Source organism: Bacillus sp. AK25 (assembly GCF_048270685.1).
GTDB classification, from domain to species: domain Bacteria; phylum Bacillota; class Bacilli; order Bacillales; family Bacillaceae; genus Bacillus; species Bacillus altitudinis.
This window is the reverse complement of the sequence record NZ_JBLUWC010000001.1, coordinates 294,805-315,153: the sequence shown is the minus strand read 5'-3', so window position 1 is coordinate 315,153 and position 20,349 is coordinate 294,805. Positions and strand designations below refer to the sequence as shown.

Below are 20,349 nucleotides of genomic sequence, written 5' to 3'. Positions count from 1 at the left end.
CCTTTATAGCCCATTTGGCAGCACAACCATTTTGGTTTCGGTCATCTCCTCGATGGCGAAACGTGGGCCTTCCCTTCCAATACCGCTTCGTTTAATCCCGCCATATGGCCAGTGATCTAGTCTGAAATTCGATGTCCCATTGATGACTACGCCGCCAGTTTCAAGCTCTTTTGCTGCGTGTAACGCAACATCTAGCTGATTCGTAAAGACACCTGCCTGCAAACCATATCGACTATCGTTTGCTTCTTTGATTGCCTCATCCAGCTCCTCATATGGGAGAATGCTGACAACTGGACCGAACACTTCTTCACAGACGACCTTGGCTTGTTTTGGCGGGTTTAGCAAAATAGCCGGTGTGATGCTTGCGCCATTTCGTTGTCCTCCAGATAGAAGCTCGGCACCCATTTTCTCTGCCTCTTGTATCCAAGCCTCCACACGTTTTGCTGCCTGTACATCAACCATACAGCCGATATCACTTTCACTAGACAGCGGATCTCCAACGACGAGCTGTTCTACTTTTTGTTTAAGTGTCTCAGTAAATGTCGACATAATTTGCTTGTGAACATAAATTCTTTGAACAGAAATACAGCTTTGACCAGAGTTGCTAAAGCCCGTTTTGGCACAAAGAGAGGCGGCTTGCTCGATATCTGCATCATGATGAACAATCGTCGCTCCATTTCCTCCGAGTTCCAGCAGTACCTTTTTTAATCCAGCAGAGTTTGAAATATGTTCTCCGCCCACCGCACCGCCAGTAAAAGAAACAAGATTGGTTCTTTCATCCATGACTAACTGTCTGCCGGCGTCTACTCCTCCAATCACAAGCTGCAGGCTCTTTTCTGGAAACCCTGCTTCAAGCAGGAGCTTAACAAACGCTGTGGCGACAGCTGATGTTTGCGGTGCTGGTTTTAAAATAATGGCATTCCCTGCCGCAAAAGCTGGACCGATTTTGTGACAAATTAAGTTGAGAGGCGCATTAAAAGGCGTAATCGCCAGCACAACCCCAACCGGCACTTTAAATGTCATCGCCATTGCTCTCTGTCCACGGGAAGATACATTGCCAGGAATGGTCTCACCGATTAGTCGATTGGCTTCTTCGGCTGACTGCGCCAGCGTTTCAATTGATCGTGAGACTTCATCTCTTGTATTTTTAAGCGGTTTGCCTAATTCTAAAGAAATGAGTTTTGCAAAATGCTCTTTTTGTTCTTCCAATAAGACAGCTGCCTTTGTTAGAAGCGTTGAGCGTTCTAATGCTGATATTGCCGCTAATTGTTTTTTAGCTTGCTGCGCAATAGAAAGCGCCTGTTCTATATCTTCTGAGGAGGCAAGATAGGATGTACCGATCATTTCCCCAGAGTATGGATTGATAATGTCTTCTTTGACATGGTTTGCATCCAGCCATTTGCCGTTTATATATGACAACGCTTTCAATTCACTCAAATTCTCTCACCCTCCTTCAAGTGACGCGTCCCGACCCCCGCATAACGAACAAGTCTTTCTTCATTCGGACAAGGACCTTTCACTAGGGCACCTTTTGTCAGCTCTTCATATGCATGCGCCACGATGCCCATTCCTCTCGATAAGGAAAAGATGCCTTTTGCCGCTTCTGCTGGAATGTTTAATTCACATTGGATCGCAGCAGATACACCATCTATGTTCATCGTGATTTTTTTCCCTTTTAATTGTTCTAGTTCATGTCTAATCGCCTCAGCTAACCGTAAGTATGTTCCGCTGATATCACCTTGCTGCACATATGTTTGACTCAGCTCATACAGCCGTCTCACTCTCGGATCATCATCATGCAGCTGATGACCGATTCCCGGAATTTTTTCCTTGCGGTCTAACCACGTCTGACATACTTGCTTTGCAGCAGACTTCATATCTTTTTGTACATCATAAACCGCTTTGGCTTCGTACAACATACGCATCGCCTTTTCTCCGGCTCCGCCATGAATATCACCTAATAGATTCACCCCTGTTGCAACAGAAGAATTAAACGAAATGCCGCACGTAACCGCCATTCTTGCCGCTGCAATAGACGGTGCTCTTGGCCCATGATCCGCACCTGCGACAAGAACACTTTCAAAAAGAGCTGCCTTCGAATCATCTAGTAATTCACCAACAAGCAGTAAATAAAGCATCTGCGGATACGACAATTCACCAATAAGCTCTTCAATTGGATAGCCCCGAAGTTCAATTGAATTTTTTTGAATATGACTAATCTCAGTCTCCCACCAAGCGCCTCCTTCTTTGTATATTTCCAGTGCACTTCGATTTTTCATTGTGTGAATCATTCCTTTAGCCACTTATTTGGAGATGAACGACTCCTTTATTCCGTCTAGTGGAATTCAATTTCACTTTTTGGAATGTGTTTTCATTGTAAGCGCATTCGTTTTTATCGTCAATCATTTTTTCTGAAAATACTGTCTTTTGATGAGAAATTAAGTGAATCGAACTAATTATTTCACCACTTATTCTTCAATTTACCCTTTATTTAGTCAAACAGACTTATGTAGATCGTTCTACTAATTAATGAACCATTTTCGATTCATTCTGTCAAATTCAGCTGAAATTTGATATAAAAAGACCTCTCCATCTTCTGGAGAGGTCACTTATTTTATTTCCACCAGTCATCAAACATAGAAGCTGGTACTTGACGTTTATGTTCTGATTGAACATAGCGTTTTTCAATCGCTTCTGCTGCTTGATCTGAAACTGGTTTTCCTTCTAAGTAATCATCAATTTCATTGTACGTAATGCCGAGTTCTGTTTCATCCGTTTGCTGAGGTTTATCATCAAGCAGATCGGCTGTTGGTTTCTTTAAGTATAGACGCTCTGGTGCTTGCAGCGCTTCTAGTAGCGTCCGTCCTTGGCGTTTCGTCAGACCTGTAAGCGGAAGAACATCTGCACCGCCATCACCATACTTCGTGAAGAACCCAGTCACAGCTTCAGCTGCATGATCCGTTCCAATGACAAGTAAGCCTTCCTGTCCACCGACGGCATACTGTGCGATCATTCTCATACGTGCTTTGACGTTCCCTTTATTAAAATCAGACAGCGCACCGCCTGTTTCCTTTTGATATTGTTCACTGAATGCCGTCACGGCAGGCGCGATATCATATTTCCAAGACTTGTCCGGCTGAATAAATGATAGAGCCAGCTGCGCATCGTCTTCATCTTGCTGCGTGCCATGCGGAAGACGGACTGCAAAAAAGACAGCATCCTCTTTTCCTTCTTGACGAAGCTCACTTACAGCGAGCTGAGCGAGACGGCCGGCAAGCGTTGAATCCTGTCCGCCGCTAATACCGAGAACGAATCCTTTTGCACCGGTCTTTTTCAAGTAAGCCTTTAGAAATCCAACCCGTTTTTCGATCTCCTGCTTTGGGTCAATTGAGGGCTGCACATGCAACTCTTGGCTGATTTTTTTCTGCAAACTCATACACTTTTCCTCCTAAGCATCCTCTACATGAAGAGAACAGGTTTTACTTCCATTTCAATTGATTTACCTACGATTTTAGCCACTTTATTATATCATGTTTTGAAAAAAGATATTTTTTAGACGTTCCCCTTTTTCATAAATGATCAAACATTCACAAACGAAATAGACCAAGTCTCTTTGACTGGTCTTTCCTTTTCAATCAATCTCCACCCGAATGGATGTACAGCTTGAGCCATTGCATTTTCCAATGTCGGCAGGACATGCAGACACCGCGACGATGAGATCCATTTCTGCACGCAGACGAATGTAATCACCAGGGAGCGATTTTGGTAGCTCGACAGACAGTTTTCCTTTCTCATCAATGACTGTATTCATAAACGCATTAAAAGGATAATACATATCCTCCTTTGGAATCCCGAATGGCTCAAAAGCCGTTCTGAGATTATCGTAGCATGTATGCATGACCTCTAGGTGCGTCCTGCCGTATAAGAGCTGATACATTTCTTGCCGGCACGCAGGCATATATAAATCATGACATTCGACTGTATCTTCGATGACCGTAAACATTGGTTTATATAAATTAGAATAAAGCTGATCTCCCTTTTTCACCTTGGAAGAGAACAGGCTATCCATTGTAGCGCCTTGATCAAATTTTTCATAAAAATCCTTTTCATGATAGGCCATCACGTCTGCTACTTGCTGCCCTTCGACATCAACCACTCGCATACATTGTCCTTTTCCTAACCGAAAGCCAAATCCATCCTTTGGTAAAATCACGTATTCTCCGTTCATCACATGCACTCCTTTCCATGTTGACAGTATGCCCAAAACGTCCTCTTGATCATGTATAAAAAAAAGAGGCGGTCACAAGCTAATGCTATTGAATCGGAAAGGTGTTGCACACAAATTGAAAGAAGAACAATCTTTATCTTGGTGGCAGCTTTCTCTTATCGGAGTCGGCTGTACAATCGGCACTGGTTTCTTCCTTGGTTCCAGCATCGCCATTACAAAATCCGGTTATTCCGTCTGCATTTCATTTTTGCTTGCGGCAGTCGGCACATATCTCGTCTTTAAACACCTGGCTGCGATGACAGCCGAGAACCCAGATAAGGGATCATTTTGTTCCTATGCCCGAAAAGCCTATGGGCGCTGGGCGGGTTTTAGTAATGGCTGGGTGTATTGGTTTTCAGAAATGCTGATCACAGGGAGTCAGCTGACGGCGATTTCTCTTTTTACTCGTCACTGGTTTCCATCCATTCCACTATGGGTGTTTTCAGCGATTTATTCCGCTCTTGCCCTGCTTGTGATTATCATTGGGCTTTCTTCTTTTCAAAAGACGGAAAATGTTCTTGCCGTGCTGAAAACCGGGGCGATCCTATTGTTTGTCGTCCTTGCCGTTCTTGTTTTATGCGGCATTCTCACAGAGCATAGGCCCACCCTACACCTGCCAAATAAAGACCATGAATGGATGCCGCTCGGCCCACTCGGTCTATGGAATGGGCTGATTTATGCGTTTTATGCTTTCGGGGGAATTGAAGTCATGGGGCTGATGGCGGTTCATTTAAAAGACCCGAAAGATGCCGCAAAATCTGGACGTGTGATGCTGATCATTCTTGCTGTCATTTATATCGTCTCCATCGGACTTGCGCTTTTGCTTGTGCCAGTGACAGCCTTTAACGAGAATAGCAGTCCATTTATTACATCACTGGAACCATTTCATTTATCGATTTTTCTTCATATCTTTAATGGCATTTTCATTATTGCTGGGTTTTCCACATTGGTTGCCTCCCTCTATGCAGTCACGACGCTGCTTGGCACGATGTCGGAACATCACGATGCACCTGCTTGTTTTAAACAAAAAGAACCATCTCATGTCAGATGGTCTTCGATCTTGTTAACTGCTGCTGGATTGATTGTCTCGATTTTGCTGGCACTCTTTTTGTCCAAACACATATATGAGCATCTCACAACAGCAGCCGGCTTAACTCTTTTATACACATGGGTGTTTATTCTGCTTTCGAGCAAAAAGCTGTCAAAACCATCTACTCGTCAAACGTGTGAAACGGTTCTTGCCCTGCTCTTGATTGGTGCGGCTGTTTCAGGCACTCTGACAGAGGCAAGCGGACGACCCGGCTTTTTTATAAGCATTGGGATCATCGCCGTGATTGGCATCATGGTACTCTTTATGAGAAAAAAGTGGAAACAGGATCAGGCCGCATCATAATTTCATCATGTTTTTTAAAGCAGTAAATGGACATTTGGCGGAGGCTGGTTTCTCCGCCTCATCATCTGAGAGAAAATATTGTTTCCATTCATGATTTGTTGGATCACCGTACCATTTTAACGATGGATGGACGTCAACTTGATCATATGCTTTGAGCCGCTTGCGAACGAGCTGGCTCATTTTTTGTCCAAACTTGGTCGATCCATTCAATTTTTCGAACACCCATCTGGGCTGAAATGCCATCATGACATATGGAAAGTGGCGGCTCTTTCTGAGCTTATGAGCTGGTGTTGAACACAGAATAAAATAAGCCTCGCCATGAAAGCAGTACTCCCATTCATGGTGATGAGGGTCCAGTGGAATCTCCGCTGGCCATGGCACTTCATCTTTTTGATGTAACCGTTGAAGCAATGACCAGAACTGCTGCTCAAATTCTTCAATTGGGCTTTCCTTTAAATCCTGCGGAGTTTCAAAAAAGCAGATAAATGAAGCGTATTGACCAGTTTGTTTAGCGCAGCCTTGATATTCTTTTAGCAGCTCTGCTAACTCATTCACTGCCCCGTCTCCCCGCAGATCACCGACAAATCCATAGCGTAAATGATCGAGAAAAAATCCTTGTCTGCCTGGTACACACGGAAATGTATCTGCCTCATCCCCTACCATCTCTCCAAACTGTGTGAAGGCATCTTGCTTCCATTCTTCGAGTGATCGTAGATTTTGATCAAGGCAACTTTTTGCATACAGCTGGGCCATTTTCTTCCACCTCGTTTTAGCGTCTTCTCCATAGCCTATGAGGAGGAAAAAGCTGTGGTGACTGTCCTTCAACGACTTTCACTGGACATTCACAAGGTAGTTGATTTGCCGGATGAGGCAGGAATTCACTTCCATTTATCTAATCATGTATGAGTATGCTTCTGCATATCATCATTTAGCCGCCTCTATCTAATAGAGTTGGTCATTATAAAAGAAATGGGTGAATGACATGCGTCTTCTTTTTCTCCATCCGATGTATCTGATCTTATTTACACTACCAGTGATGGCTTTCCTTTGGGGATTTGTTGGTTATCTGCTATTTAAACGGATATGGCCTGTCCTCATATTAACGTCCGTGATTTCGATGATTTTCATCTTCGCTTATACTGGATTTGACCTTAGCAATCTATATTGGGTCCTTCTGATGACGGCTCTTGCTTTTGTATCAAGCGGATTCTCGAAGGTCATACACGTTCATATTCAAGAGAAAAAACGGGAAAAGCCTTTATGATTGTTTCTTCTTTAAAAAGACGGAATCAAGTAGCCAATAAACGAAGGCCGCGCAAAAGCTAAATAGATAAACTTTGTAGCTAATAAAGACGACAACACCATAATCAATCCATAAAGCAAGCGCCGTACAAACCACCCACGCCCCGATAAAATAAACCAATAAATCACGGCGTCGAAACTTCTCAGGATGACGGTGTAAAACCATTTGGATAGGTGCAGCAAATAGGACATAAGCGATCAAAATGAAAAACTGGTGACCTCCACATAACTGAATCTGGATTCAGGTGGGGCAAACAACATGGTATAAACAAATGTCGCTGTGATCACAGACAACATCAGCATACACACATAGTTGAATGCTGGCAGGAACATACGCATGACAAAAACTCCTTCAATTTTATGTATCTTCCATCATTATTGAAGAGTGTCCTATTTCTGTCAAATATGAAAAAGGGCTAAAATGATTTAGATTTTAGCCCTTTTTCTGATCAACCATTCTATCCAATGAGCGCCATGATTCCTTGATATCCAAAGTAAGCACCGAAGCCAAGTAAAGAGAGACCTGCCAGAACGGATAAGCCGTGCAAAATTCGTTCATTTAAATACCGTCTAAACGTACTGGCAAGCAGCGCCATACAGAAATCCCATATGAGCATGCCGATAAAAATAGCCATGCTGTACATCAGCATTTGAGATGCTCCATACTTTTCAATCGTATTGGCCAAAATACTGCCATAGATCCCAAGCCAAAATAAAATACTAAGCGGATTGGAAAGAGAAATAAAAAATCCCGTCATGAACGAATGCCCGATCGACGTGTTTCCTCCATCCTTCTTTGGGCTTTCCTGCAAATTGATTTTACGAAGGCTTTCAATACCGGTATAGGTCAGAACGAAAAAGCCGAACAGCCACAAAAAAGTTTTCACAAGAGGTGCAGTCAAAAGCTGGGCGACACCAAAATAAATGAGGAGCATATAGACAATATCCGCAGCCATAGCCCCCACACCAAAAATCCAAGCGTGCCAAAATCCACTTTTAATTCCTCTGTCGATTTGGGCTGCATTGACTGGCCCAACAGGCGCTGAAAGTGACAACCCTAAAAAGATATAACCAAAAAACACCGCCACATAGACGTCCTCCTTTTGATGCTGACTTGTACATGTTATTCACGCTTTCGTTGTTTTAGTACAAGTCCTTCGTCACCTTTTCTGAAGATATGCTATACAAAAGGAGGAGCCACCAGAGCAGCTGCTTATCGATCGGCTTTCATCGCCGGCGGCTGTGTGGGTATGGTTTCTTTTTTCCGAGATCGATTCATTTGAATGGCAGCCGCAAAAAGGAGAACAGCTAAAAAGGCGAAAACAAAGACGGCGCTTGCCGCACCTGCCCACTCAAGGCTAAACCCAATCAAAAAGGACAAACAAGCTCCACCTAAACTAGCGGCGGCAATAAAATAACTCGTGGCCTCGTCGATGGCATTTTCAATCATTAATGCAGAAGCCGTCAAGGCAATGGGGAACATGCCAGCTGCGCACAGACCGATGAAAAAGATAAGAATTAGCTGCGCGGCGATGTGGGTGGCTAGAGCAAATACGGCGAGCAGCACAATCATCAGCGCTGCGCTTAACTTTAAAAAACGCAGCGGATGCAGCTGATCGGCTTTTCTCGCAATGACAGTTCTGCCAATGACGATCGCTGTCCAAAAAGTAGAGACCGCAAAAAGACCCCAGTTGTCTCCCCCTTTTTCTAGCATGATCGACGGTAAAAAGTTCGCAAAGTTCGTTTCAATTCCTGCGTAGAAAAACGCAAAACAGATCATCAACACCACAATCATTCGATTCCCTCGATCAAACAGCAAGGACGGTTTCTTCATGTCTTGAATTGGAGCCGCCATCTGCCCACGAGGGAGTTTATTCATAAAGGTAAGCCAGAGCATGAGAAAAAAAGTCAGTGCACCGACTTGAAATAAAAACACATAATGCCACGTTTCCTCTGTCACAGTCAGCAGAATCAATAGAGGAAATAATAGCGCACCTAATCCAAAAAAGACCTCCATGATGCTGATTCGCTTTGCACTGTTTGCCATTGAAATCACATACGCCCCGGCCGTCGTCTCAAGACTGCCTGCACCGCTCCCAAGGAAAAAACCTGCCACCACAAGAATCGTCCAGCCCGGCACCAAAAGGCCAAGAAGAAGCGCTCCGATCATCAGCAGCAACCCCATTGTCAGGACAGCCCCATAACCTTTTTTCCTCACAAGAATGGGCGACAAAAGAACGCCTGTCAAAAAACCAATAAACTGAAAGAAGATTAAAGAAGATAATTCCCCAGGACCCTTATCATAACTAGACAGCAAATAAGGCGTTAAACTGCCAAAAAACACATGAATGGTCCCAATAAAAAAATAAAAGATACAGCCAAAATAAAACACCTTTTTCATCTTTTCACTTCCTCTAAAAAGGAGCGGAGTTATGATATCCTCCGCTCCACCTCTTCATTAATATGCACGGGCAGAGACGACAGCCTCTTCCCTCTCGAAGCATGTATTCAGCGCAGCCTGCGCGCGATAACCATCTTCAAAATCAGCTACCTTCATATGAGATGGATATGAGTTTGTATTTACCCAATGCATCAGCTGATCACGGAATGTATCAGACCATCCATAAAATTCATTCGGCGGATCTGTCAGCAATGTTTGCGGCATTTGATGACGCTCTACACACAAACCATCACTGATCTCATATTCGTTTTTCATGTTTGTATGGTATTTAAAAACCTTGTCATGCCCCACCACTTCTACACTAAATCCACATTCCTCGGGCTGCGTACTTTTGGACGTCACCAAATGAAAGAACACTTGATTCTCCATTTGTCCAAAAATTTCGGTATGGTCATCAACCTGTACCTTTTTCTCTTCTTTTTCCTTTACATGTGTCAGCATCTTCGTATTAAGGGATTCTTTTTTCATTTCACTGCCAAATAAGTACCACAGCATATCAATCAAATGAATCCCTAAATCTCCTAATGCACCACTTGTACGCAGACTTTCGCCGCTGTCTCTCCACGAAAATGTCTTTCTTCTAAGGGCACTATTTTTCTTAAAATGTGTCCGTACTGTCAAAACGCGTCCTAATTCACCATTGGCGATCAAGTTCTTCAAAATATTCACAAAGGATAAATAGCGATAGTTAAAGCCCATACTGGCTTGAACCTGGAACTGTTTGGCTGTCTCCACCATTTCCTTCGCTTCTTTTAACGATACAGCCATCGGTTTTTCACATAAAATCGGCTGTCCTGCTCTAAGCGCCTGAAGGGCATGGTCCTTGTGACAGAAGTTAGGGGAAGCAATGATCAATCCATCTGATGCATCCGCTAGTGTTTCGATACTGGCATACACCCGTCCGCCGTACTGTTTAATAAATCCTTGTGCAACGGATTCGTGCAAGTCATAGACCCCAGATAATTCTGCACCTTTGATCGTTGATAAGGCTCTAGCATGTGCTTTTGCAATATTCCCTGCTCCAACAATTCCAATTTTCTTCATGAATGTGCCTCCTCATGTTTATACATCACTGTTTTCAATGTTTCATAGATTCCTTTTGCATACCCATGATGACAAATTTGATGGTGGTGCCGTTTGGCTTCGGCTGTTGCATTTTGGACAAGAAAGCCGTGTGTGACGGATTGAAGCATCCGCAGATCATTCCCACTATCACCAAAAGCAAAGCCCTTATCTTTTGACAGGTTATATTGATTCAGCATAAACCGAACGATTTCATCCTTCCCTGTTCCCACTGGTAAAAAATCAACGTCATAGCAATCCGCAGGGTCACCCGCAAGTGGGTTGCATTTGTTGATGTTCACCGCCACACCCCGCTCCTTCGCAAGTGTTTGGATGAACGATAGATGATGGAGATCTGTTCGTTCATCCTGCTCCTGATAATAGAAATTCTTTTTATACCCAGAGCTGCCTAGCTGCGTTTGCGGCCTAAGGGTAATCCCCTTTTCACGTACGGCTTGCAGAATATCTTCAATTTTTTCGTCTGAAAAGCCTTGTGCATCAAGCCGTTTCATCCATTCTGCATCTGGCTGTCCAAATTTCCCATCTGATGTATACACGATTTCAGTTCCTAAATTCGACGCAATGAAATGCGGGAATTGATAGAAACCACCCTTCTCCATTTTGCTCGTAACAGAATCGAGGCTGCTTCCCGTCACCCAGCCCAGCATGAGCTGTCCGGCTTCGCTCTTTTCTGCCACAAAAGCTTCCAGCCGTTTTACATCCTCTCTCTGCTCCTCGGTCATTCCGTGAGAATAATAGGTCTCATCGAAATCACAGAAGACGATCCACTGCGGATGTTGCGGTTGATGCACAAGCTTTTTATTGAATGGAAGATTTGATAACATGATGGACCCCCTCGATGACTTTCTCCTGATCTTGCAGCGGCATTCCTGGGTAAAGCGGCAAGTGGAGTAATTGCTGTACGGCTTTTTCCGTATGTGGTAGTTCCGTTTGTCTATACTTTTGAGAAACAAGATTCGTTTGATGCTGATGCGATAAGATTGGGTAATAGACGTCTGTTTCTATGCCCATTTCTAATAATTTCTCTGCCAGCTCATCTCGGCTTCCCTTCACCACTCTGATCGGGAATAGATGCCATACATGATCGTCTGTCAGCTTCGGAAGCTTAATATATCCTTCGTCTTCCAGCGTTTGCAGCTGATCTATGTATCTCTTTGCCAAGTAAAAGCGTTTAAAGTTTTGTAAACCTAAATATTTCATTCGTTCTAGCCCGATTGCGGCCTGTAAGTTATCAATCTTAGAATTAAAGCCATAGTCACTGCGCTTCACGTTTTTCTTTCCTGGTTCAAAACCGTGATAGCTGATTTCCATGCATTTTTCTGCTAGGGCTTCATCATTTGTTGCGATGGCTCCTGCCTTTCCGCAAACTCCAAGGTTTTTGTAAGGATTAAAGCTGAGAACAAGTCCATCCCCAAATGCCCCAAGCCCGCTGCTGCCAATCGCCTGACAGCCATCCTCAATGATCGATAGACCATGCCGTTTTGCAATCGTCGAAATGGCCTTCATATCCGCTTGCTTTCCATACAAATGAACCGGGAGAATACATACTGTCTTATCTGTGATATGCTTTTCTATTTCATTCGCCGCTAGGCAGTAGGTGTCTGGATCAATATCGGCATAGACTGGAATCGCACCAATCGCAAGCACTGCATTTTCTGTTGCAGCAAAGCTGTTGGCAGGCAGGATGACCTCATCTCCAGGATGGACGCCTGCTGATATTAAACTGATCATCAAGGCATCTGTTCCACTTGATGTGGCAATGACATATTTTTTCCCTAAGTACGCTGCGAGCGTCTTTTCAAACTTTGGAATATAAGGGCCTGATGTAAAACGGCCTGAACTTAATACTTCTTTCAGCACCTGCATAATATCATCGATCTCATCCTCCGAAATCAGTTTATCGACCGGCAGGAACGGTATCTTTTTTTCCTTATTTTGTTTATAATGGAAGAGAATTTTTTCCAAACCCGTACGCGCAATATCTTGCTCAAGGAACGCAGCAAGCTTATCATTCGCTAGATTCTTTTCAACTGAATCAGCCTTTACTTGAACACCTTGATTGATCATATCCAGCAACGGTAGATAATCCTTGCTTTTACCTGATATCTTCGTCAATATTTGCATTCCATTCCCTCCAATTAATCAATTCCATTTGTTAATATTTAACTTGTTTCACATTGTAAATGATGTTATCGATTTCAGAACAATAACTTTGTGTAAAGGATTTGTTAATATGTGTACAATTTATGAAATTGCCAAACGCTGCGGGGTTTCAACGACCACTGTTTCTCGGGTGCTGAACAACCATCCATATGTATCCGAAGAAAAGCGCCAGCACATTTTACAGGTGATGAAGGAAATGGAGTATACACCAAGCTCAGCAGCCCGCACCCTTCGGTCACATCAGACAAAAACCATTGCTGTGTCTGTTCCAGCTGTGGACCATCCTTTTTTTGCACAATTGATTAAAGGCATTTCAAAGGAAGCACTAGATCAAGGGTATAAAGCCATCGTGCTCCAGACGTTTTATCAAGAATCAGTAGAACTTGAAGGGCTTCAATTATTAAAAAGAAAAGAAGTAGATGGTGTCATATTGGGGGCGTTAGAAAATAAGTGGGAAACAATCGAGCCATTTTTAGCAAACGGCCCAATCGTCATGGCAAATGAATTTCATCAAACAGCAGACATTCCGATTATCGGATATGATGAGCGGGAAGCTGCCTATAAAGCGGTTGACTACTTGATTCAATCAGGGCGTACATCCATTGGATTTTGCTTTGATACAGAAAGCAGTGAAGCACAAAAACAAAGAAAGCAAGGCTATCTTGATGCGCTTTCTGATCACGGTTTGCCGCTTAAAGAAGATTGGCTGTTTGGCGAGGCTTTTACCATTGAAGACGGCTTTCGTTTGATGGACTTAATCCACCGGATGCCGGATGCGCCGGATGCGATTTTCACCGGCAATGATCAAGTGGCAGCAGGCCTCATTAAACAAGCCATTTCATATGGATATCACATTCCTAAGGATTTAGCGGTGATCGGTTATGACAACCAAGACATTTGCGAGGTGACAGCTCCAACGATCACGACCATCGACATCCCCATCGTCGAGCTTGGCCAGCAGTCTGTCAAACAAATGATTCAGCTGCTACAAGATCAAAAACCATTACAACGTGAACATATTCAACTGCCTACTCGGCTTGTCACACGAGAATCTACATAAAAAAAAGACTGAGAAATCTCTCAGTCTCAGCGTGTAGACAAACCCTCGCATTCTTTGTCAGTCCTGCGCTCTGGTGCTCACGAATGCCGAATTCGCTCCGCTCCAGTGCTCGTCCTTCCTAGACTGCAAAGGTTTTCTTTCACGCTGAAAAGAAGACAAAGGGCTAAAAAAAGTATATTTTAGCCCTTTGTTAACAATCTGAAGACTGAGAAATCTCTCAGTCTTCCATTTTTCAATCAATCGATCAACCTATACAAATTGAGCAAGAATGAATGTCCATATACATACGATGCCGAGCAAAATGAAGCTGTACTTCACTGTTTTTTGGAAGAGCTCAGATTCTTTACCTGTTTCTCCTACAGCTGCTGTTGCAATAGCAATAGATTGTGGAGAAATTAATTTCGCCATCACACCACCGGTCGTATTTGCCCCGATTAACAAACCTGCCTGAGAGCCGATTTGAGAAGCAGTGACCGCTTGAAGGTTGCCGAATAAGGCATTGTTACTCACAACAGATCCCGTAATAAACACGCCGATCCAGCCAAGCACTGGGCTGACAAGCGGGAATAAATCGCCTGTTTTAGCAAGCGCTAGTCCGATAGCAGAACTTAGACCTGCAAAGTTCGCCAAGTTGGCAAAGCCCATGACAAAACAAATCGTAAGAACAGGGACCCAAAGCTCTTTGACCGCTGCATTTAAGCAGGCAGCCCCTTCTTTTAATGTAATATGTCTGCTGAACAATCCTGTCAGCATCACTGCAATTAGAATGGCGGTACCTGTTGCACTAATAACATCAATTTTAAAGATCGCATCAATCGGTGTTTCTGTTTGGGCAATTGGCGGTAATTTCACAATTTGCTGATGCAGAAACGGCATTTTCACTAAAATGGTTGTCCAGTTAAACGGTCCTCCTTCAGCAAATAATGCTTTAAAAGCTGGTAGGCTCCATACAGTAATGACGGCAGTTAAAATATAAAACGGAGACCATGCTTTCAGCACCTCAACACCGCTATACGTTTGTTTCTTCTCAATGGCTGGTGCCCCTTCTTCACGATAAATATGTTTCGGCTGCCATTTTCGAAGAAATAAAGCCAAAATTCCCATACTCGCTAAAGCTGAAATAATATTGGCAAGCTCAGGACCCATCGTGACCATTGTAACAGCCTGCAGAATCGCATAGCTTCCACTCACAACAAGCAAGGCTGGAAGCGTTTCTTTAATTCCCTTAAAGCCGTCTACAATGAGAATAAGCAGAAACGGAATACAGAAAGAAATAAATGGAATGGTGTACACAAGGGTTTGAGACAGCTCTAGCGGCGTCATATTCCCCATTTGTGCTCCAGTAATAACCGGGATACCTACTGCACCAAAAGCGCCAGACGCAGCATTTGCAATCAAGCAGAGCATGGCGGCTTTTAGTGGTTTAAACCCAAGCTCTGTTAAAAGAGCGGCACTAATCGCAATCGGTACACCGAATCCAGCGGCTCCCTCTAAAAATGCGTTAAAACTAAAACCAATTAATAAGAGCTGTAACCGTTGATCTTGAGAAATTCCTGCAATACTAGAACGAATGACATCAAACTTTCCAGACTTCACAGCAATTTTATAGAGCCATACGGCCATGATGACGATATATCCAATCGGCCACAGCCCATTAGATACACCGAGCACCACAGCAGATAATGCTTTTTCAATTGGCATATGAAAGAAGAAAACAGCTGTTACAAAACTGACGATCAAGGTAAAACAAGCGGCTAATACCCCTTTTAACTTAAATACAGTCAATGCAAGTAGGAAAAACAAGATTGGAAGCATGGCCACCAATGCACTGACGAACTCATTACCAAACGGATCATATATTTGCTGCCACATAGTGATTCATCCTTTTCTGCTCAGATAGGTTGCCTTTGATTGATTAAAAATGAGGAGCTAAAATTTCTTTTAACACATTCACACTATGTGCGAATTTTTCTTTTTCTGTGTCGTTCAGTGCGAGCTCCATCACTTCTGTTGCACCATTTCGGTTCACGAGGGCAGGTACACCAATGTAGACATCTTCTGCTCCGTATTCCCCATCTAAATAAGTGCTGACAGTCAAAATGCTGTTTTCATTGTGTAAAATGGCTCTAGTAATACGGGCTAAACTCATCGCTACGCCGTAATAAGTCGCTCCTTTTTTCTCAATGATTTGGTAAGCAGCATGACGGACATTCTCCATGATGTCGTCTAAATCTTCTTGTTTGTATTGGTCATTTCTCTTCATTAATTCTGTGATCGGTACACTTCCGATATTCGCATGGCTCCAAACAGCAAGCTCTGTATCTCCATGCTCTCCAATGATGTACGCATGCACATTGTGCGCCGCTGCTTCAAAGTACTCACTAAGCATGTATCTGAATCTTGCCGTATCAAGCGTTGTTCCACTGCCAATCACTCGTTCTTTTGGTAGTCCGCTGAATTTCCAAGTCGCATAAGTCAAAATATCAACTGGGTTCGTAGCAACTAAGAAAATACCATCGAATCCGCTTTTCATCACATTGTCTACAATGCCTTTAAATATATTTAAATTTTTCTCAACAAGATCAAGTCTCGTTTCACCTGGCTTTTGGTTTGCACCAGCGCAGATACATACAATATCAGCATCCTGACAATCCTCATAATCTCCATACCAAGTATTCACAGGATGCGGGGCGAATGCTTTCCCGTGGTTTAAATCCATGACGTCACCCATTGCTTTATCTTGATTCAAATCGATGACTACCAATTCATCTGTGATTGCTTGATTTATTAATGTAAAGGCATAACTGCTGCCGACAAAACCTGCTCCAATAAGTGCTACTTTGTTTACTTTTTCGTTTGTCATTTATCTCATCCTCCTGAGTAAAACTAGGTTGTTTTTCTTATGTGAAGTATTTCACATTCTTATTGTGCAACACTTCACAAACTTTTGCAAGGGGATTGCTCAAAAAAATAATGTAGCCATTTTGTGAACACTCATATTGTGGTTTTAAACCGCTGTCCCCATACATGTTCTCATAAGAAAAAAGCCGCCAAACACTCTTTGGCAGCTTCTCTCTTATTTAATAAGGTCCCCAATTGATCATGACACCGATACAAATAAAGACAAGGCCGATGACGAACCAAATGAGCGCAAGCGGCACCATAAAACGCAGCCATTTCACGTAAGGAATCCCACTTGCAGCCAAGACAGCCATCAACACACCTGAAGTCGGATTCACGCAGTTGACCACCCCTTCACCGAGCATCACTGCTTCTACCGCTACTTGTCTCGTGATACCCATTAAATCAGCAAGCGGCGCAAGAATCGGTATAAAAACAACAGCTTCTCCTGATCCTGATGAAATCAAAAAGTGAAGGAGCGCACTGGCGATATACATGCCGATCGCACCAGCGATTGGACTAAACCCTGTCAGCATACTCGCAAGCCCATTCACCACAGTATCAAGCAGCTTGCCGTTTTCCAAAATGACTGAAATGCAGCGTGCCATGCCGACAATGAGTGCGCCGTATACAAGGCTTTGACAGCCGACAATAAACGTTTTTGCAATATCATTGGCAGCTAATCCCCCAAGCAGTCCAGCAGCAATGGCCATGAAAATAAACACACCAGCCATTTCCTTATCGGTCCAGCCAAGCTGAAGCGCACCATATAAAAAACCCCCAAGCGACAAACCGCACACCGCTAAAATCAGCTTATGTCTGCCGGTGAATTCAGGCTTGTCCACAGATTCCGCATCAGCTCCTCCAAGCCCTTTAGCAGGAAACCACTCGTCACCAAGCAGGCTCCCCTTTTCTTTATTTTTCAGGCGTTTTGTATATAAATAGATGTACACAATACTAGATAGAAGAAAACAAAGATAAATGATGACACGCAGACCAATACCAGAAAAAATCGGCAGTTCTGCAATCGTTTGTGATAAACCTAATGGAGATGGAGACAAAATGGTTGCGTTAAAACCTGCATAACAGCCGATGTAAATAACCGCCGCTCCCGCCACTGCATCCCACTTTAAAGAACGTGCCACAATGATTCCAATAGGAATAAAGCCAATGACCGAGTTCACCACAATTCCGGTCGTCCCAAGTACAGAAAACAATCCGCCAACAATACAAATAAACAATAGCTGTTTCGTTTGGAACCGGCTGATGACATTGTGAATCATCCCGTTAATGGCACCTGTCTTTTCCAAAATCGCAATGGTTCCGCCAGTAAAAAGAATCAGAAAAATAATAGAGGATGAACCAACCATCCCTTCTTGAATCGCTGTAAAAAAACCAACCGGACTAACTGGTGATTGATCTATACGGTGATAACTGCCAGGAACAGCTGTTGTGATTTCTCCTGACGTTTTTCGATCAAATTCACCGGCTGGTACAAAATACGTTGCGATCGTACAAATTAAAGCAATCATAAATAAGAGTACATACGCATCCGGCATCTGAAGTTTTCTTTTTTGTTTCTCAGGTGCTGATACTGTCGCTGTTTTCATCTGTCAAAACCCCTTTGTCCCGATCGGAATTTCACTTAATTTTCTGAATAATCAAATGATGTGTTATATTATAAACACTGATGATATTTAAGATCAATATTATTTCACTAAAAGAATGTTTTGGCAGATTATCTGTCAGCAAGGAGGCTTCTCATGACAACTTTGACAAACGAGATGAAACAAACCGTGACAGACATCTTTGAACATCTGCACGCTCATCCAGAAATCAGCTGGGAAGAGACAAATACGACGGCTTATATTGAAGATCTATTAAAGAAATTAGGCTGTAAAACGAGAACATTTGAAGACTGTACAGGGGTAATTGGTGAAATTGGGGAAGGCGCACCAGTGGTTGCTGTGAGAGCCGATATTGACGCATTGTGGCAGGAAGTAGATGGCGTATTTCAAGCCAACCATTCATGCGGACACGATGCTCATATGACGATGGCACTTGGGACATTCATGGCATTGAAAGAAAAAGAACTTCCAAGTGGCACGATCCGATTCATTTTTCAGCCTGCCGAAGAAAGAGGCGGCGGCGCTTTAAAGATGATCGAAAAAGGTGTGTTAGCTGACGTCGATTATTTATACGGGGTGCATGTGCGCCCAATTCAAGAAACCTTAAACGGACGCTGCGCTCCTGCCATTTTGCACGGATCAAGTAATCATTACGTCGGGACCATTCTAGGGGAGGAAGCACACGGTGCACGCCCGCACCTTGGGGTCAACGTCATCGAAGTTGCATCTACGCTTGTGCAAAGACTGGCGCATATCCATGTCGATCCACGAGTCGCTCATTCTGTGAAAATGACCAATTTAAATGCAGGCGGCGGCAGCTCCAACATCATACCTGGCAAGGCCTCTTTTACACTCGACGTTCGGGCGCAGACAAACGAAGTGATGGATGAATTAGAAAAGGAAATTGAAAGAGCATGCCATTCTGTAGCGGATGCTTTTGGCGCCTCTATCACACTTTCAACTGATCATCGTCTTCCAGCTGCGACATTAAATGAAGAAGCTGTGGAGATCATGTCACATGCCATAGAGCAAGTGCTAGGCAAAGAACAGCTCGATCCACCGATCGTGACGACAGGCGGAGAGGACTTTCATTTTTATGCAGCAAAGGTTTCGCATATTAAATCGACGATGCTCGGTTTAGGCTGTGATTTAAAACCTGGGCTTCATCACCCTTATATGACATTCGATCGCTCTGCGATTTTTACCGGCATTGAGATTTTGACGGAAGCTGTATACGAAACACTTCAGCAGCATTCATCTTAAAATAAAGGAGACCACCCGTCTTTCCTGAAGCGGGTGGTCTCCTTTATTTTACGCATTCACATCTGTCATTGCCGGGACATTGATTTCTTTCACACAGGACACCCTTGATAGATGAATAACACATCTCGCAAGCTCGACAATATCTTGTACAGGTATTCTCGTTTCATCATACAGAGCAATGGCTTTTTCAGCGCCATCTTCGTACGGAACTTCTGCCGCCAGCTCCCCTGGATTGATACAGGTAACGGATATTTTATCTTTCCTTACGTGCTCTCTTAGTGCGTTCACAATACCACGAAGCCCAAATTTAGAAGCAACAAAAGAAACCTGAGACAAATTCGTATGGTCAAGTCCCGCAGTAGAACCAATGACGATGATCTTTCCATTCCCAGATGTCCTTACATGCGGAAGCAGAGCTTGGATGTAGGTAATCGTTGAGGTAACGTTCACATTGATTAAATGAGCGATATCCTCCGGTTGATCAAGATCGAAAGAATAATCATCTTCAAAGCCGCGTTTCTCCCATAAGCCTACGTTATAAATAAGTACATCAATTGTTTGATTCTTCAATGCTTCGAGCATAAAAGGGATATGGGTTTGGCTTGATAAATCGATCTTCAGCCAAATTCTACGCACCCCATCGTCTATGTTCAAACTGCTTGGTTCACTTCGTGACACAATCCATACTGTATCTCCACTTGAAGGAAGACCTTTTACAAAGGCATCCCCTAATCCTTGACTCGCACCGAATATGATATAGTTTTTACTCATGCTTCCTCCTTCATGGCTCACTTACGAGCTTCCACCACTACACCCATTCATCTGTAA

The 20,349-nt window shown here is 43.4% G+C and carries 19 protein-coding genes; 4 read left to right on the top strand and 15 right to left on the bottom strand.

The genetic code is table 11. The features are described 5' to 3' along the window. Window positions 1–3 precede the first annotated feature (3 nt). From ACNO7B_RS01720 to ACNO7B_RS01705, 4 genes are all read right to left on the bottom strand, one after another. Window positions 4–1,437 (bottom strand): aldehyde dehydrogenase family protein, encoded by a 1,434-nt coding sequence (locus ACNO7B_RS01720; protein ID WP_138825026.1) that lies wholly within the window; start codon window positions 1,435–1,437, stop codon window positions 4–6. Next, window positions 1,434–2,291 carry a citryl-CoA lyase gene (locus ACNO7B_RS01715; protein ID WP_417901072.1) on the bottom strand — a complete coding sequence of 286 codons (858 nt, stop codon included), beginning with the start codon at window positions 2,289–2,291 and terminating at the stop codon, window positions 1,434–1,436. Before ACNO7B_RS01715 ends, ACNO7B_RS01720 begins: the two co-directional genes overlap by 4 nt. A 323-nt stretch (window positions 2,292–2,614) precedes the next feature. Then, window positions 2,615–3,436 (bottom strand): ammonia-dependent NAD(+) synthetase, encoded by an 822-nt coding sequence (nadE, locus tag ACNO7B_RS01710; protein WP_182489537.1) that lies wholly within the window; start codon window positions 3,434–3,436, stop codon window positions 2,615–2,617. 195 nt (window positions 3,437–3,631) lie between these two features. Further along, a complete protein-coding gene (locus ACNO7B_RS01705) occupies window positions 3,632–4,228 on the bottom strand; it encodes a DUF1989 domain-containing protein (protein ID WP_024718981.1) in 597 nt (198 codons plus the stop codon). An 82-nt stretch (window positions 4,229–4,310) separates the two neighbouring features. On the opposite strand from ACNO7B_RS01705, the gene ACNO7B_RS01700 reads away from it, so the two are divergent. Further along, window positions 4,311–5,660: an amino acid permease gene (locus ACNO7B_RS01700; RefSeq protein WP_025206708.1), complete on the top strand. Its 1,350-nt coding sequence runs from the start codon at window positions 4,311–4,313 to the stop codon at window positions 5,658–5,660. Here the strand turns inward: ACNO7B_RS01700 and ACNO7B_RS01695 are convergent. Next, entirely contained in the window at window positions 5,655–6,413 is a 759-nt protein-coding gene (locus ACNO7B_RS01695) for a YqcI/YcgG family protein (protein WP_268356535.1), read from the bottom strand. The genes ACNO7B_RS01700 and ACNO7B_RS01695 overlap by 6 nt on opposite strands. 229 nt (window positions 6,414–6,642) lie before the next feature. Here ACNO7B_RS01695 and ACNO7B_RS01690 point away from each other — a divergent pair, with 229 nt between their 5' ends. Next, on the top strand, window positions 6,643–6,924 hold the full coding sequence (locus tag ACNO7B_RS01690) for a DUF2651 family protein (protein WP_025206706.1): 282 nt from the start codon (window positions 6,643–6,645) through the stop codon (window positions 6,922–6,924). Here ACNO7B_RS01690 and ACNO7B_RS01685 read toward each other — a convergent pair. The 6 genes from ACNO7B_RS01685 to ACNO7B_RS01660 form a co-directional block, all read right to left on the bottom strand. Continuing rightward, entirely contained in the window at window positions 6,919–7,128 is a 210-nt protein-coding gene (locus ACNO7B_RS01685) for a UPF0715 family protein (protein ID WP_417901845.1), read from the bottom strand. The genes ACNO7B_RS01690 and ACNO7B_RS01685 overlap by 6 nt on opposite strands. Window positions 7,129–7,420: 292 nt before the next feature. Continuing rightward, complete coding sequence (locus ACNO7B_RS01680; RefSeq protein WP_081114636.1) at window positions 7,421–8,050, bottom strand: LysE family translocator; 630 nt, start codon at window positions 8,048–8,050, stop codon at window positions 7,421–7,423. Window positions 8,051–8,175: 125 nt separating this feature from the next. After that, entirely contained in the window at window positions 8,176–9,363 is a 1,188-nt protein-coding gene (locus ACNO7B_RS01675; protein ID WP_255816843.1) for an MFS transporter, read from the bottom strand. Between the two features lie 57 nt (window positions 9,364–9,420). Beyond that, the gene (locus tag ACNO7B_RS01670) at window positions 9,421–10,467 is read right to left on the bottom strand and encodes a Gfo/Idh/MocA family protein (protein ID WP_007498302.1); all 1,047 of its coding nucleotides are present in this window, start codon (window positions 10,465–10,467) and stop codon (window positions 9,421–9,423) included. Beyond that, a complete protein-coding gene (locus tag ACNO7B_RS01665; protein WP_024718989.1) occupies window positions 10,464–11,330 on the bottom strand; it encodes an HAD-IIB family hydrolase in 867 nt (288 codons plus the stop codon). Before ACNO7B_RS01665 ends, ACNO7B_RS01670 begins: the two co-directional genes overlap by 4 nt. Further along, on the bottom strand, window positions 11,305–12,630 hold the full coding sequence (locus tag ACNO7B_RS01660) for a DegT/DnrJ/EryC1/StrS family aminotransferase (RefSeq protein ID WP_017358580.1): 1,326 nt from the start codon (window positions 12,628–12,630) through the stop codon (window positions 11,305–11,307). The genes ACNO7B_RS01665 and ACNO7B_RS01660 overlap by 26 nt, the downstream gene beginning before the upstream one ends. A gap of 109 nt (window positions 12,631–12,739) precedes the next feature. Between ACNO7B_RS01660 and ACNO7B_RS01655 the strand changes: the two genes are divergently transcribed. Continuing rightward, window positions 12,740–13,729 carry a LacI family DNA-binding transcriptional regulator gene (locus tag ACNO7B_RS01655; RefSeq protein WP_017358581.1) on the top strand — a complete coding sequence of 330 codons (990 nt, stop codon included), beginning with the start codon at window positions 12,740–12,742 and terminating at the stop codon, window positions 13,727–13,729. Between the two features lie 249 nt (window positions 13,730–13,978). Here ACNO7B_RS01655 and ACNO7B_RS01650 read toward each other — a convergent pair whose 3' ends face one another. The 3 genes from ACNO7B_RS01650 to ACNO7B_RS01640 form a co-directional block, all read right to left on the bottom strand. After that, window positions 13,979–15,601: an L-lactate permease gene (locus ACNO7B_RS01650; RefSeq protein ID WP_007498307.1), complete on the bottom strand. Its 1,623-nt coding sequence runs from the start codon at window positions 15,599–15,601 to the stop codon at window positions 13,979–13,981. A gap of 43 nt (window positions 15,602–15,644) precedes the next feature. Next, entirely contained in the window at window positions 15,645–16,592 is a 948-nt protein-coding gene (locus ACNO7B_RS01645; protein WP_007498309.1) for an L-lactate dehydrogenase, read from the bottom strand. Window positions 16,593–16,809: 217 nt separating this feature from the next. After that, window positions 16,810–18,240 (bottom strand): YfcC family protein, encoded by a 1,431-nt coding sequence (locus ACNO7B_RS01640; RefSeq protein ID WP_007498311.1) that lies wholly within the window; start codon window positions 18,238–18,240, stop codon window positions 16,810–16,812. Window positions 18,241–18,393: 153 nt separating this feature from the next. Between ACNO7B_RS01640 and ACNO7B_RS01635 the strand changes: the two genes are divergently transcribed. Beyond that, window positions 18,394–19,521: a M20 peptidase aminoacylase family protein gene (locus ACNO7B_RS01635; protein ID WP_060780733.1), complete on the top strand. Its 1,128-nt coding sequence runs from the start codon at window positions 18,394–18,396 to the stop codon at window positions 19,519–19,521. A 48-nt stretch (window positions 19,522–19,569) separates the two neighbouring features. Here the strand turns inward: ACNO7B_RS01635 and ACNO7B_RS01630 are convergent, their stop codons facing one another. Next, window positions 19,570–20,292: an SDR family NAD(P)-dependent oxidoreductase gene (locus tag ACNO7B_RS01630; protein ID WP_046526591.1), complete on the bottom strand. Its 723-nt coding sequence runs from the start codon at window positions 20,290–20,292 to the stop codon at window positions 19,570–19,572. Window positions 20,293–20,349 lie beyond the last annotated feature (57 nt).

Coding starts and splice junctions, on each gene's coding strand:
- ACNO7B_RS01715 (WP_417901072.1), bottom strand. CDS start 2,291: ATGATTCACACAATGAAAAATCGAAGTGCACTGGAAATATACAAAGAA.
- nadE (WP_182489537.1), bottom strand. CDS start 3,436: ATGAGTTTGCAGAAAAAAATCAGCCAAGAGTTGCATGTGCAGCCCTCA.
- ACNO7B_RS01705 (WP_024718981.1), bottom strand. CDS start 4,228: ATGAACGGAGAATACGTGATTTTACCAAAGGATGGATTTGGCTTTCGG.
- ACNO7B_RS01700 (WP_025206708.1), top strand. CDS start 4,311: ATGCTATTGAATCGGAAAGGTGTTGCACACAAATTGAAAGAAGAACAA.
- ACNO7B_RS01695 (WP_268356535.1), bottom strand. CDS start 6,413: ATGGCCCAGCTGTATGCAAAAAGTTGCCTTGATCAAAATCTACGATCA.
- ACNO7B_RS01690 (WP_025206706.1), top strand. CDS start 6,643: ATGCGTCTTCTTTTTCTCCATCCGATGTATCTGATCTTATTTACACTA.
- ACNO7B_RS01685 (WP_417901845.1), bottom strand. CDS start 7,128: ATGGTTTTACACCGTCATCCTGAGAAGTTTCGACGCCGTGATTTATTG.
- ACNO7B_RS01675 (WP_255816843.1), bottom strand. CDS start 9,363: ATGAAAAAGGTGTTTTATTTTGGCTGTATCTTTTATTTTTTTATTGGG.
- ACNO7B_RS01670 (WP_007498302.1), bottom strand. CDS start 10,467: ATGAAGAAAATTGGAATTGTTGGAGCAGGGAATATTGCAAAAGCACAT.
- ACNO7B_RS01665 (WP_024718989.1), bottom strand. CDS start 11,330: ATGTTATCAAATCTTCCATTCAATAAAAAGCTTGTGCATCAACCGCAA.
- ACNO7B_RS01660 (WP_017358580.1), bottom strand. CDS start 12,630: ATGCAAATATTGACGAAGATATCAGGTAAAAGCAAGGATTATCTACCG.
- ACNO7B_RS01655 (WP_017358581.1), top strand. CDS start 12,740: ATGTGTACAATTTATGAAATTGCCAAACGCTGCGGGGTTTCAACGACC.
- ACNO7B_RS01650 (WP_007498307.1), bottom strand. CDS start 15,601: ATGTGGCAGCAAATATATGATCCGTTTGGTAATGAGTTCGTCAGTGCA.
- ACNO7B_RS01645 (WP_007498309.1), bottom strand. CDS start 16,592: ATGACAAACGAAAAAGTAAACAAAGTAGCACTTATTGGAGCAGGTTTT.
- ACNO7B_RS01640 (WP_007498311.1), bottom strand. CDS start 18,240: ATGAAAACAGCGACAGTATCAGCACCTGAGAAACAAAAAAGAAAACTT.
- ACNO7B_RS01635 (WP_060780733.1), top strand. CDS start 18,394: ATGACAACTTTGACAAACGAGATGAAACAAACCGTGACAGACATCTTT.
- ACNO7B_RS01630 (WP_046526591.1), bottom strand. CDS start 20,292: ATGAGTAAAAACTATATCATATTCGGTGCGAGTCAAGGATTAGGGGAT.